The organism is Pseudomonas fluorescens, assembly GCF_002837185.1.
In the GTDB taxonomy this organism is placed as follows: Bacteria; Pseudomonadota; Gammaproteobacteria; order Pseudomonadales; family Pseudomonadaceae; genus Aquipseudomonas; species Aquipseudomonas fluorescens_AM.
On record NZ_KZ478007.1, the window covers coordinates 40,383 to 53,405 of the forward strand.

The window sequence follows — 13,023 nt, forward strand, 5'->3', positions numbered from 1 at the left end:
TCCCCTCACACACTGATTGCGATTGGCTGCGGGCTGGCGGCCAGCAGACGTTTGATTTCCGGCACGCAGGAGCCGCATTGCGTGCCGCATCCCAGTTGCTGTTTGAGCCCGGTCAGGTCCATGCCACGGGCAATTGCGGCGCACACCGCGTTTTCGCTGACATTCTTGCAATTGCACAGGATCTTGCTGCTGGCCGGCGCTCCCCCCGGTGGCGCGCTCAGGGGCGCCAGGAGCCAGCGCCGCAGTTGATCGTCGGTGCGGCCCTCCAACCACAGGCTTTGCAGCCAATGCCGGGCCAGGGTTTCGCCGGCCAGACGAACCGCTGTAATACGGCCCTGTTCGATTTTCACCCGTTTGCCGATAGAGCGGCGCGGGTCGTCATAGGCCATCACCGGGCCGTCGTGCAGGCCCAGCAACTGGTCGATACGGGTCAGTATCTGCAGGTCGGGCGCCTCGGTATGGGCTGCGCGCACCAGCAGCGCCGGCCGCTCGCGCCCGCTCAGGCTCAGGCTGACGTAGGCAAATTCTTCGCACAGCGGGCGCAGGGCGTCGAAATGTCGTTGCACGTCACCCTCGATCAGCGCGAACAGCTGCCACGGCAGTTGCACCGCTTCCAGGCGCACACCGCTGTGTTTGAGTTCCGGCTGTTTCGATAACGGATCGAACGCCGGCTGAGTGAGCACATTGACGCCGCCTTTGAGAAACCGGTCGCCCCAATGCATCGGCAGGAACGCTTGACCGGGGCGCACGCTGTCATCGCTGGTGACCGCGACCACCACATTGCCCCGACGGCTTTTCAGGTTGACCAGGTCGCCTTCCTTGAAGCGGTGACGACGCAACTCGTCCGGGTGCAGGCTCAACAGCGCCTCGCTGACATGCCCGAACAGCTGCGCCGCCGTGCCGGTGCGGCTCATGCCGTGCCACTGGTCGCGCAGGCGACCGGTGATCAGGGTCAGGGGAAAGCGTGCGTCACGCTGCTCCTTGGCGGCGCGATAAGGCTCGGCGACAAATTGCGCACGGCCGTTATCAGTGGGGAAAATGCCGTCGACGTAGAGTCGTGGTGTTCCGGCTTGTGCGCCCACGGGAAACGGCCACTGTTGCGGGCCGAGTCGGTCAAGCAGGGCATGGCTGAGGCCTGACACATCCAGGTCACGCGCTTGAGTCAGCAGCTTGAACTCGTCAAAGATCTGCGCGGGTTGCTCAAAGGCAAACAGGCTGTCCAGCCCCGGCCGCAGACGGCGCTCCAGGCGCTGCGCGAAATCCACGGTAATCGCCCAGTCCGGTCGCGCTTCGCCCGGTGGGGTGATGGCGCGACGCACGTGGGAAATACGCCGTTCGGAATTGGTCACCGTGCCTTCTTTTTCACCCCAACTGGCGGCGGGCAGCAGCAGGTCGGCGTAGGCGGCGGTCTCGGTGGTTCGAAAGGCCTCCTGCAATACCACGAACGGACACGTCGCCAGCGCTGCACGCACTGCATTCTGGTCCGGCAACGATTGGGCCGGGTTGGTGCAGGCGATCCACAGCGCCTTGATCGTGCCCGCCTGCACCTGTTCAAACAGTTCGATAGCCGTGAGGCCGGTGGTTGCGGGCAGTTGGTCGACACCCCAGTAAGCGGCTACTTCTGCGCGGTGTTCGGGGTTGGCGGCGTCGCGGTGCCCAGGCAGCAGATTCGACAAACTGCCGGTTTCGCGCCCGCCCATGGCATTGGGTTGGCCGGTCAGGGAAAACGGCCCGCAGCCTGGCCGGCCAATCGTACCGGTGGCCAGGTGCAGGTTGATCAGCGCGCTGTTTTTTGCACTGCCCGCGCTCGATTGGTTAAGGCCCATGCACCACAGCGACAAGAAGCTACTGGAGGTGCCCACCCACTGCGCGCACAGGCGCAACTGCTCGATGCTGATGCCGCACAGTTGCGTGACCATTTGCGGCGTGTAGTCATGCACCAGGCGTTTGAGCGCTGCCAGGCCGTCGGTATGGGCGTGAATGAAATCGCGGTCGATCCAGTCTTCCCACAGCAGCAGATGCAAAATCCCATGGAACAGTGCGACATCCGTGCCCGGCAGGATCGCCAGGTGCAGGTCAGCCAAGTCGCAGGTGTCGGTACGGCGTGGATCGATCACCACCACGTTCATCTGCGGCCGTCGCGCCTTGGCCTCCTCCAGGCGTCGGTACAGTACCGGGTGCGCGTAGGCCATGTTGCTGCCGACGATCATCACACAGTCGCTGGTCTCCAGATCTTCATAGCTGCACGGTGGCGCATCGGCGCCCAGGCTACGTTTGTAGCCCACCACTGCCGAGGACATGCACAGCCGTGAGTTGCTGTCGATATTGTTGGTGCCGACCAGCGCCCGCGCCAGTTTGTTGAAACTGTAGTAGTCCTCGGTCAGCAATTGCCCGGAGATGTAGAACGCCACGCTGTCGGGGCCGTGTTCGGCAATGGTGTGGGCGAATACGGTGGCCGCATGTTCCAGGGCGCTGTCCCAGTCGGTGCGGGCGCGGGCCAGGTCTTTGCCCAGACGCAACTGCGGGTACAAGGCACGGGCGTCGAGGTCACCGGTCAGGTGCAGGCTGGCGCCCTTGCTGCACAGCTTGCCGAAGTTGGCCGGGTGGTCCGGGTCGCCTTGCACGCCGAGGATCCGGGTGTCGTCATGCTCGATCAGCACGCCGCAGCCCACCCCGCAATAACAGCAGGTGGACGCCGTGACCTGGCGGTTCATCACCCTGCATCCCGCAGGGCCAGCATCACTCGGCCGTTTTCCACGCGGGCGAGGTGATGATGGGCGCAACCGATATCCGGCGCCTGGGCTTCACCGGACGCCAAGTCGATCTGCCAGTTATGCAGCGGGCAGGCCACGCGTTTGCCATAGATCAAGCCCTGGGACAGCGGCCCGCCTTTGTGCGGGCAACGGTCATCGAGTGCGAAGACTTCATCGTCGCTGGTGCGAAAAATCGCAATGTCGCCCTTGGGCCCGTTGATGATGCGCGAGCCCAGGGCGTTGATTTCTTCCAGGGCGCAGATATCCAGCCAGTTCATGCCGGCACCTCCAATTGCTTGACCGGGATCACATCGAATTCTTTTTTCAGCAGCGGCTGTTCCAGGCGTTCTTTCCAGGGGTCTTGCTCGAACGACAGGGAAAACTGCAGACGCTCGTTGAGGGCCTGGCGCCGGGCCGGGTCTTCCAGCACGGCTTTCTTGATATGGTCCATGCCGACCCGCTGCAGGTAGTGCACGGTGCGCTCCAGGTAGAAGGCTTCTTCGCGGTACAGCTGCAGGAATGCGCCGTTGTATTCGCGCACCTCTTCAGCGGTCTTGAGCTTGACGAAGAACTCCGCGACTTCGGTCTTGATCCCGCCGTTGCCGCCGATATACATCTCCCAGCCTGAGTCCACACCGATAATTCCGACGTCCTTGATGCCCGCTTCCGAGCAGTTGCGTGGGCAACCGGACACCGCCAGCTTGACCTTGTGCGGCGACCACATGTTGAACAGGTCGTGCTCCAGCTCAATGCCCAGTTGCGTGGAGTTTTGCGTACCGAAGCGGCAGAACTCGCTGCCTACGCAGGTCTTCACGGTACGGATGGATTTGCCGTAGGCGTGCCCGGACGGCATATCAAGGTCCTTCCACACGCCAGGCAAATCCTGCTTCTTGATGCCGAGCAAGTCGATGCGCTGGCCACCGGTCACCTTGACCATCGGCACGTTGTACTTGTCGGCCACGTCGGCGATACGGCGCAGTTCCGACGGGTTGGTCACGCCGCCCCACATCCGTGGGACGACCGAATAGGTGCCGTCTTTCTGAATGTTGGCGTGGGCGCGCTCGTTGATCAGGCGCGATTGCGGGTCGTCCCTGGCTTCGCCCGGCCAGGTGGAGATCAGGTAATAGTTCAGCGCCGGACGGCAGGTGGCGCAACCGTTGGGCGTGCGCCAGTTCAGGTAGCTCATGGTGCCGGCGATGGTCAGCAGGTGCTGTTCGCGAATGGCCTGGCGGATCTGCCCGTGGTTGAGGTCGCTGCAGCCGCAGATGGCTTTTTCGCTTTTGGGCTTGACGTCGGCGGCCCCGCCCACGGTATTGATCAGAATCTGTTCCACCAGCCCCACGCAGGACCCACAGGAGCTGGCCGCCTTGGTGTGCTTCTTCACGTCATCGACGCTGAACAGCCCCTGTTCCTGGATCGCCTTGACGATGGTGCCCTTGCACACGCCATTGCAGCCGCAGACTTCGGCGCTGTCGGCCATGCTCATGGCTTTGTCCTGGCCTTGATGGCCCACATCGCCCAGCGCATTTTCGCCAAACATCAAGTGATCGCGAATCTCGCCGATCGCGTGGTTCTCACGGATCTGGCGGAAATACCAACCGCCATCGGCGGTATCGCCGTACAGGCAGGCGCCGACCAGGATGTCGTCCTTGATCACCAGTTTCTTGTACACGCCGCCGATGGGGTCGGAGAGGGTGATGGTCTCAGTGCCTTCGCCGCCCATGAAGTCGCCCGCGGAGAACAGGTCAATGCCGGTAACTTTGAGCTTGGTGGAGGTCACAGAACCTTTATAGGTGGCGAAACCCAACTGGGCGAGATGGTTGGCGCATACCTTGGCCTGTTCGAACAGCGGTGCGACCAGGCCGTAGGCGATCCCACGGTGGCTGGCGCATTCACCGATCGCATAGATGCGCGGGTCGTAGGTTTGCATCGTGTCGTTGACCAGAATCCCACGGTTGCAGGGGATGCCGGACTTTTCCGCCAGTTCGGTGTTGGGGCGGATACCGGCGGCCATCACCACCAGGTCGGCGGGGATGATGTCACCGTTCTTGAACTGCACCGAGCCGACACGGCCATTGCCGGCGTCGTGCAGGGCCTGGGTCTGTTCGCACAGGCGAAACACCAGGCCACGGCTTTCCAGCTCGGTTTGCAGCAACTGGCCACTGGTCTTGTCCAGTTGCCGTTCCAGCAGCCATTCACCGATGTGCACCACGGTCACCTGCATGCCGCGCAGCATCAAGCCGTTCGCGGCCTCCAGGCCGAGCAGTCCGCCACCGATCACCACCGCGTGCTTGTGGGTCTTGGCGGTGTCGATCATGGCCTGGGTGTCGGCGATATCGCGGTAGCCGATCACGCCCTGCAAGGTGTTACCTGGAATGGGCAGGATAAACGGCGTGGAACCGGTGGCGATCAGCAGGCGGTCGTATTCGGCTTCGGTACCGTCCTCGGCGATGACGCGGCGCTTGACCCGGTCGATCTGCACCACCTTGCGGTTGAGCAGCAGCTTGACGTGGTTGTCGAGGTACCAGTCCAGATCGTTGAGCACGATCTCTTCGAAGGTCTGCTCGCCGGCCAGTACCGGTGAGAGCAGGATGCGATTGTAGTTGGTGTGGGGCTCGGCGCCGAATACCGTGATGTCATAGAGGTCGCTGCTGAGCTTGAGCAATTCTTCCAGGGTGCGAACCCCGGCCATGCCGTTGCCGATCATCACCAGTTTGAGTTTTTTCATGTCGCTCTCCGACCAATCACGCGCAAACAAAAAAAGGCGTCCCCGCTATTTACCTAGCGAGGACGCCTTTGTCCTGGTCCCGTTCTCTCGGGAAGCTCGATCCTTCGACGTTGAAGGCGCGGCTGTATGTGGGTTGTTGAAGAGGCTAATGCAGCAGCTGTGCCAAGTGTCGCTTACCCCGGTTTTATTAGGGATTCAACGCGGATGCGTAAGAATTTTGCCCGTTAGTGGTGCAATAGCCAGAACAGCAGCACCAGATTGATCAGCAGCGAAGCCGTCGCCAGGGTCTGCCAGACCTTGAGCGGTTCACGCTCCAGCAAGGGGCGCGGGCGTATGCTCAGTTCGCGGCGGTCGGCCTGTTCCAGCACCAGCAGCCATTCTTCGGCGGTCTCATAGCGCTGCTGCGGTTGCGCGGCCACGGCGCGTTCCAGGCTTGCAGGCAACCAGTCCGGCACATCGGGACGGTAGCGGCTGGCGCTGACCGCCTGAGTGAAGCGCGGGCGTTGGAAGGCTTCGATTTCGCCATAGGGATAGTGGCCGGTCAGCAGGTAATAGAGCGTGACGCCGACGCTATACAAATCCTGTTGTGGCGTAGGACGTTCACCGCTGAATGACTCCGGCGCGATAAAACTCGGGGTGCCGGGCAGCACGCTGGCACGGTCTTGCGACAGCCCCGGGCAGTAGGCCAGGCCGAAATCCAGCACGCGCAGTTCGCCGTCGTCTCCCAGCAACAGATTTTCCGGCTTGATATCGCGGTGCAGGATCTGCCGTCGGTGCAGCAGGCCGACCGCGCGCAGTAAACGCTCGGCGATGGACTGCCATTGCGCCAGGGGCAACGGGCCCTGGCGCTTGAACAGTTCGGCAAGGGTTAGCCCCGGGTATTCGCGCATCACGTAGTACAAGTGCTGGCGTCCACTGGCGGCATGCACTTCAGGAAACGCGCGGCCGGCGACCCGCCGCAGAAACCATTCTTCCGAGAGCAGGGCCTGGGCGGCGTCAGTGTCGTCGTCGCGGCTTGACGCCAGGGTTTTCAGCAGCCAGGGACGCTGCTGATCATCCTGTACCCGATACAGCAACGACTGTCGGCTCTGCGCCAGCAGGCTGTGCACCTGCCACCCCTCGAAACGTTGCCCGGCCTTGAGCGGCGGCGGCAGCGGCCACTGCTGCAACTGCACCAGTGCGTCGCCCAGCGTGGCGGCGCCGAGGGCATCGACGCGCACCAGCAAGGCGCTGGCATTGTCCTGGCTGCCCGCCAAATGCGCGGCATTGACCAGGGTGTTGACCGCCAGGTCCAGGTCGGTCTGCTCGCGCAGAATCGCGTTGATGCTGTGCTCACCCAACGTGGCCCAGACCCCGTCGCTGAGCAGCAGGAAGCACTCGCCTGCGCGCAGTTCTCCATCGAGAAAATCCAGTACCAGGTGCTGGTCCAGGCCGAGGGCGCGCTTGAGCACATGCTGCATGCCCGGTTGTTCCCACACATGGTCCTCGCTGATGCGCTGCAGCTCGCCGTCCAGCCAGCGATAGGCGCGGCAATCGCCGACGTGGGCGAGGGTGAAACGCTGGCCGCGAAACACCAGGGCGCTGAGGGTGGTCAGCAGCGGCTGACCGCCGCCATTGGCTTGCAGCCAGCGGTTCTGTGCGACCAATAAGCGCTCCAGCGCCTGGGCCACGCCCCAGGTCTGCGGCGTGGCGTAGTAGTCCAGGGCCAGTGCCTGCAAGGTCGAGCGCGCGGCCAGGCCACCGTCGGCGCATTGGCTGACGCCGTCGGCCAATGCGCACAGGTAGCCTTTGCTCGCGGCCAACTCCGCCCTGGGTGTGACGACCCGCAACGCATCCTGGTTTTCTGCCCTGGGGCCAATCGCACTGGCCTGGGCGATGCTCAGTTGCAGGCTCATCAGACGCGTGCAGCGGTCACGGCAGCCGAACCCCAGGTGGTTCTCCAGCGGCGTTTGACGCCGTGCAGGCCAAACCAGGCCAGCACGCCGAGGCTGGCGAACAACCACAGCGCCAATTGGTAACTGCCGGTACTCTGCTTGATCGCGCCCATGCCGGCGGCCAGCGCAAAACCGCCGATGCCGCCGGCCATGCCGATCAGGCCGGTCATGACGCCGATCTCACTGCGAAAACGCTGGGGCACCAGCTGGAATACCGCGCCATTACCGGCGCCGAGGCCGAGCATGGTGCAGACGAAAAGCGCCAGCGCAGCGTAGGAGCTGGGCAGGTTGAAACCCACCGCCGCAATGCAGATCACCGCCACGCTGTACATGCCGAGCAGGGTCTTGATCCCACCGAAACGGTCCGCCAGGGCGCCGCCCAGCGGGCGCATCAGGCTGCCACCGAAGACACAGGCCGCGGTGTAGTAGCCGGCGGTCACCGGGCTCAGGCCGTACTGGTCGTTGAAGTAGCCGGGCAGGGCGCTGGCCAGGCCGATAAAGCCGCCAAAGGTCACGCTGTAGAAGAACATGAACCACCAACTGTCGCGATCACCCAGGGCTTTGAAATAGTCGGCCATCGCCTTGGCTTTCGGGCGTTGCGGAGCATTGCGCGCGAGCCAGGCGAACACGATCAGGGTGAGGATCAGCGGAATCAACGCGAAGCCGAATACATTGCTCCAGCCAAAGGCAGCCGCCAGTACCGGTGCCAGCAGGGCGGCAAACACGGTGCCGGAATTGCCGGCGCCGGCGATGCCCATGGCTTTGCCCTGGTGCTCGGCCGGATACCATTGCGAGGCCAACGGCAGGGCGACGGCAAAAGAGGCACCGGCCATGCCCAGGAACATGCCCAGCAACAGCGCTTGCTCGTAGCTGTGAATGCCCAGTTTCCAGGCGCAGAACAACGCCACGATGACAATCACCTGGCCAATCAGCCCGGCAGTCTTGGGCGACAGCTTGTCAGCCAGCATGCCCATGAGAAAGCGCAGCACCGCGCCCGCCAGGATCGGCGTAGCGACTACCAGGCCGCGCTGTTGAGTGGTCAGGTGCAAGTCGGCGGCAATCTGTACCGCCAAGGGGCCCAGCAGGTACCAGACCATGAAACTCAGGTCGAAATACAGGAACGCGGCAAACAGGGTCGGGGTGTGCCCGGATTTCCAGAAGCTTGATTTCATCACGCACCTCAACGGTTGGGGGGGCTTGTCAGAAGGCCTGGTGACCCCATGCGCTGGGGCCGGAACGAAAAAAAACGCCGCCACCGGGTTCGCGAGGGCAAACCGGGTGTGCGACGTCTTTGTCGTTGGTGGGGCAACCGCCGTTGGCTACCTGTGACGGTTCTATAGCAAGAGCCGCGCCAGATCAGCCGAGCAGTTCGCTCATGGCAATAATCTGTTCGGCCACCTGAATCAGTTTCTGCTGCCGGCTCATGGCCTGGCGGCGCATGAGGGTGTAGGCGTCTTCCTCGTTGCAGTCCTTCATTTTCATCAGCAGGCCCTTGGCCAGCTCGATGCGCTTGCGTTCCGCCAACTGTTGATCGCGGGCATGAAGCTGGGCGCGCAAGGCCTGGTCGCTTTCGAAGCGTGCCATGGCCACCTCGAGGATCGGTTGCAGACGCTGGGCCTGGATGCCTTCGACAATATAGGCGCTGACCCCGGACTTGATCGCCTGGCGCATGACATTCGGGTCATGTTCATCGGTGAACATCACGATAGGGCGGGGCTGGTCGCGGCTGACCAGCACCACCTGTTCCATCACATCGCGGCCGGGTGACTCGGTATCGATCAGGATCACGTCGGGGCGCACTGTTTCGACGCGTGCGGGCAAGTCGATGGTCAGGCCGGATTCATCGATCACCTCAAAGCCGGCCTCGGTCAGCGCGGCCTTGAGCCGGCCGACTTTGCGCGGGGTGTCGTTGATCAAAAGGATTCGCAGCATGGTCGTGCTCCTAGCGCAGCGCTTGGCGGCTGATGTCATCCGCCATGGCGTGCAGGCGGAAGCTGCGGGCATAGCCGGCGGGGTCGGAGCCGTCCCAGATCCTGCCGTCGATCAACTGGCTGCTGCGCATGTCCTGGCCATTGGTGGCGACGCCGACGGCGCTCGCGGCTTGACGGTACACATCCAGTTGTTGCACCTGACGGGCAACGGCAAGATAGTCCGGGTCTTCGCGCAGCAGGCCCCAGCGACGAAACTGGGTCATGAACCACATACCGTCGCACAGGTAAGGCAGGTTGACCGCGCCATCGGCGAAGAACCGCAGCGCATGCGGGTCCTGCCACTGGTTGCCCAGGCCATCTTCGTAGTGGCCCAGCAGCCGTGGCTCGATACAGTCCAGGGGGGCGTCGAGGTACTCGCGGGCGCTGAGCAGTTGGGCGGTGGAACGACGGTTTTGCGTGCTCGCTTCGATAAAGCGACTGGCCTCGAGAATCGCCATCACCAATACGCGCGCCGTATTGGGATACTGGTCGACGAAAGCTTGGGTACAACCGAGGACTTTTTCCGGATGATTCGGCCAGATCGACTGGCTGGTCGCCAAGGTGAAGCCCTGGTTCTGCTTGACGGCGCTGGCGCACCAGGGTTCGCCGACACACAGGCCGTCGATGCGCCCCGCTTGCAGGTGCGCAACCATTTGCGGTGGGGGCACCACCACGCTGTCCACATCCCGCAGCGGGTGGATGCCTTGGCTCGCCAGCCAGTAATACAGCCACATGGCGTGGGTGCCTGTCGGAAAGGTCTGGGCGAAGGTGAGTTTTGTGCGGCTTTGGTGCACGTGGCGATCCAGCGCCTCAGGAGTGACCACGCCCTGCTGTTGCAGCCCACGGGACAGGTTGATGCTCTGTCCGTTCTGATTCAACCCCATCAGCACCGCCATCGGGCTCGGCGCAACGCCACCGATGCCCAGATGCACGGCGTAGATCAGGCCGTAGAGGCTATGGGCGGCGTCCAGCTCACCGCTGACCAGTTTGTCGCGCAGGTTGGCCCATGACGATTGGCGCTTGAGGTTCAGTGTGAGGCCGTAGGGTTGCGCAAACCCCTGGGTGGCGGCGACCACCAGCGAGGCGCAATCAGTCAGGGCCATGAAACCCAGGTCCAGGCTGCTCTTTTCCGGGGCGTCACTGCCGTTTACCCAGGCCAGCGCGGGATTCACCGGGCTGCTGTCGACCGAATCGTTCATCAACACCTACCTTTTCTCTCAAAAAAAAACGTCGCGCCCTCGGATGGCTATACCAGCCATTACAGGGAAACGACGCCTTTGTCCGTAGGCCCGTGCCGTCGCTGGCGCGCGCCCTGATAGAGAGTGCTTAGCAAGGCACATGCCACGGGGGCGGCCGTCAGCTTTCCATCATGATTGAACCTCGCCTGCCTTTCAGTATGGCCGCTCTTTTGCGTCCTACCTCCCCCAGGAAAAACCCACGGTGCATGCTGATGCCTCCATTACGACGAACCGCCACCGCCTCGGTCGCACGCTGCTGTGGGTGGCGCTGTTGCTGGTCAGTTGTGTGGTTCGGGGTGAGCCGTATCAGGCCAGGGATGAAAGCCTGGACAGTTTTTTCACTGCGCTGTCGGTGCCGCTGGGGATGCCTGTGGTGGTCAGTCGGGAAGCGGCGCACAGGCGTGTCAGCGGGACATTTGATTTTGACGCACCGCAACAGGTCCTTGAAGCGCTGGCCCGGCAGGAAGGTCTGATCTGGCACAGCGACGGGCAAGCGGTGCATCTCTACAACGCGAGCGAAGCCAGAACCTCTGCGGTGGCGCTGCGGTACATTTCGGTCAACCGGCTGCGCGGCATCATGCGCCGAACAGGCATGGATGAATCGCGCTATCCCTTGCGCGACAGCGGGGTGCGTACGTTCTACGTGTCCGGGCCGCCAAGCTATGTCAGCCAGGTGCTGCGGCTGGCGCAATTGACGGACCGGCAACGCAGTGAGCTGCGTGTGGGGGCGCACGCCTTTGGTGTGGTGCAGGTGTTCAATACCCACGTCGAGGATCGGCAGCATGGGAGCGGCGCAAACAAAGTCACGGTGCCGGGCATGGCATCCGTCATTCAAGGCCTGCTGGCCAGTGAGCAGAAGGGCCCGCTGGCGGACAAGAACCTGACGTTGATCGCCTATCCGGACACCAACAGCCTCCTGATCAAGGGCAAACCTGCTCAGGTCAGCCTGATCGAAAAACTGGTGGATGAATTGGATGTGCCCAAGCAAGTCAACGAAATCTCGTCATGGCGTATGGACGCGGGTCGTGACGAATCGAAGCCCCCGGCCGGGCCGCCGCCATTGACGGCCGCGCAATATGAACGTGTGCAACGTGCGTTCGTCAGGTCGGGCCGCGAGCTTTCTCCCTGAATAAAGGCGTTAGTCCATGTACCTGGAAATACTGCTGCAGGAGCAACTGATCAGCCGCAAGCGACTGGCTGCGTTTGCGCCGGGGAAAGTCTTGCCTCTGGCGCCCGAGGTCATCCACTGCGTGGAGGTACGGGTCAATGGGCAACTGATGGCGGTGGGTGAGTTGGTGCAGTTGGAGGATCGGTTGGGAGTTGAGCTGCATGAGGTGTATCAGGAGTGGCTACCGTATTCCGGTTGAGTCGTGAATTGTCTTACAGCAAAACGCTGAAAGACGCTGATTGAATCGGGTTTTTCCTAACGTGATACGCGAGGCAGGTTTTTATAGTCATGGCATCGGGCAAGTGGGCCCTTACAGGAAGAATGGATTGAATGTCAGCAGTCGAACGTGCAGGTGCCTTATGGCAGTCGTGATTGAAGAATCGACAAAGTCCCTCGTTTTCGCTGATTGGACCTTGCATGACGATGGTCGGCTGACAGGCAGGCAAACCGATATTCAACTGCCGCCCAAAGAGGGCAGCGTGCTGCGCTTGTTGCTGGTTTCCGGCGGTTCGTTGATGACCAAGGACCGCCTGTTGGCGCTCGCCTGGCCCAGGGGCGAGGTGGCCGATGAGTCATTGACCCGTTGCATTTATGCTTTGCGCAAACACTTGAGCGCCGATAAAGGGTTTATCAAGACCGTGTATGGCAAGGGGTATCGTTTTACCTGCCCCGTGCAGGTGAAAGACGCTGAGTCGAAGCGGGCCGTGCACATGTGCGCGGCATGCGGACAGATCAGCAATGTATAAGCCGTGGGGCAGGGGCCTGATCCTCGGCCTGCTGCTGGGCAGCAACCAGGCCCTGGCCTACTGCTGGGATGAGGTGGCGCGTCGCTACGACTTCGAGCCGGAGTTGCTGCAGGCGATCGCGGCGGTGGAGTCGGGCTACCGCGCGGAGGCGATCAATTATGCCAACGCCAATGGCACCCACGATATCGGTTTGATGCAAATCAACAGCAGTCACTTGCCTCGCTTGCTCAAGCTGGGCATTACCGAAGAACGGCTGGTGAACGAGCCGTGTCTGTCGGTGGAGGTTGGCGCCTCGATTCTTGCCGGGTTCGTTCAGCGTTTCGGCTATAACTGGACGGCGGTGGGCTCCTATAACGTGGGGGCGGGCGCCGGGGCGGAGCGTGACGCGTTGCGCATGCGATACGCCGAAAAAGTCTGGGCACGTTATGAGGCGTTGATGGCCCATCGTAATGGATGATGGGGCGCACGCCTCGCATGCAGCCCGTC

At 62.5% G+C, this 13,023-nt stretch carries 10 protein-coding genes and 1 pseudogene; 4 read left to right on the forward strand and 7 right to left on the reverse strand.

Annotated features, from left to right (window positions below; translation table 11 throughout):
* Window positions 1-5 precede the first annotated feature (5 nt).
* The 7 genes from CIB54_RS19505 to CIB54_RS19535 form a co-directional block, all read right to left on the reverse strand.
* Entirely contained in the window at window positions 6-2,714 is a 2,709-nt protein-coding gene (locus tag CIB54_RS19505; RefSeq protein WP_101220706.1) for a nitrate reductase, read from the reverse strand.
* Window positions 2,714-3,031 (reverse strand): nitrite reductase small subunit NirD, encoded by a 318-nt coding sequence (nirD, locus tag CIB54_RS19510; RefSeq protein ID WP_057721197.1) that lies wholly within the window; start codon window positions 3,029-3,031, stop codon window positions 2,714-2,716. The genes CIB54_RS19505 and nirD overlap by 1 nt, the downstream gene beginning before the upstream one ends.
* Window positions 3,028-5,481 carry a nitrite reductase large subunit NirB gene (gene nirB, locus CIB54_RS19515; protein ID WP_101220707.1) on the reverse strand — a complete coding sequence of 818 codons (2,454 nt, stop codon included), beginning with the start codon at window positions 5,479-5,481 and terminating at the stop codon, window positions 3,028-3,030. Before nirB ends, nirD begins: the two co-directional genes overlap by 4 nt.
* Window positions 5,482-5,705: 224 nt before the next feature.
* On the reverse strand, window positions 5,706-7,376 hold the full coding sequence (locus CIB54_RS19520) for a bifunctional protein-serine/threonine kinase/phosphatase (RefSeq protein ID WP_101220708.1): 1,671 nt from the start codon (window positions 7,374-7,376) through the stop codon (window positions 5,706-5,708).
* Complete coding sequence (locus CIB54_RS19525) at window positions 7,376-8,587, reverse strand: nitrate/nitrite transporter (protein WP_065949819.1); 1,212 nt, start codon at window positions 8,585-8,587, stop codon at window positions 7,376-7,378. Before CIB54_RS19525 ends, CIB54_RS19520 begins: the two co-directional genes overlap by 1 nt.
* 184 nt (window positions 8,588-8,771) lie before the next feature.
* Window positions 8,772-9,347: an ANTAR domain-containing response regulator gene (locus CIB54_RS19530; RefSeq protein WP_065949818.1), complete on the reverse strand. Its 576-nt coding sequence runs from the start codon at window positions 9,345-9,347 to the stop codon at window positions 8,772-8,774.
* 10 nt (window positions 9,348-9,357) lie between these two features.
* A complete protein-coding gene (locus CIB54_RS19535; RefSeq protein ID WP_065949817.1) occupies window positions 9,358-10,584 on the reverse strand; it encodes a CmpA/NrtA family ABC transporter substrate-binding protein in 1,227 nt (408 codons plus the stop codon).
* 259 nt (window positions 10,585-10,843) lie between these two features.
* Here CIB54_RS19535 and CIB54_RS19540 point away from each other — a divergent pair.
* From CIB54_RS19540 to CIB54_RS19555, 4 genes and pseudogenes are all read left to right on the forward strand, one after another.
* Window positions 10,844-11,662: pseudogene (locus CIB54_RS19540) on the forward strand (secretin N-terminal domain-containing protein); the annotation flags it as partial.
* Between the two features lie 106 nt (window positions 11,663-11,768).
* Window positions 11,769-11,990, forward strand: a complete 222-nt coding sequence (locus tag CIB54_RS19545; protein WP_065887857.1) for a FliM/FliN family flagellar motor switch protein — start codon at window positions 11,769-11,771, stop codon at window positions 11,988-11,990.
* A gap of 160 nt (window positions 11,991-12,150) precedes the next feature.
* A complete protein-coding gene (locus CIB54_RS19550) occupies window positions 12,151-12,537 on the forward strand; it encodes a winged helix-turn-helix domain-containing protein (RefSeq protein ID WP_101220709.1) in 387 nt (128 codons plus the stop codon).
* The gene (locus CIB54_RS19555) at window positions 12,530-12,994 is read left to right on the forward strand and encodes a transglycosylase SLT domain-containing protein (RefSeq protein ID WP_065949814.1); all 465 of its coding nucleotides are present in this window, start codon (window positions 12,530-12,532) and stop codon (window positions 12,992-12,994) included. Before CIB54_RS19550 ends, CIB54_RS19555 begins: the two co-directional genes overlap by 8 nt.
* Window positions 12,995-13,023 lie beyond the last annotated feature (29 nt).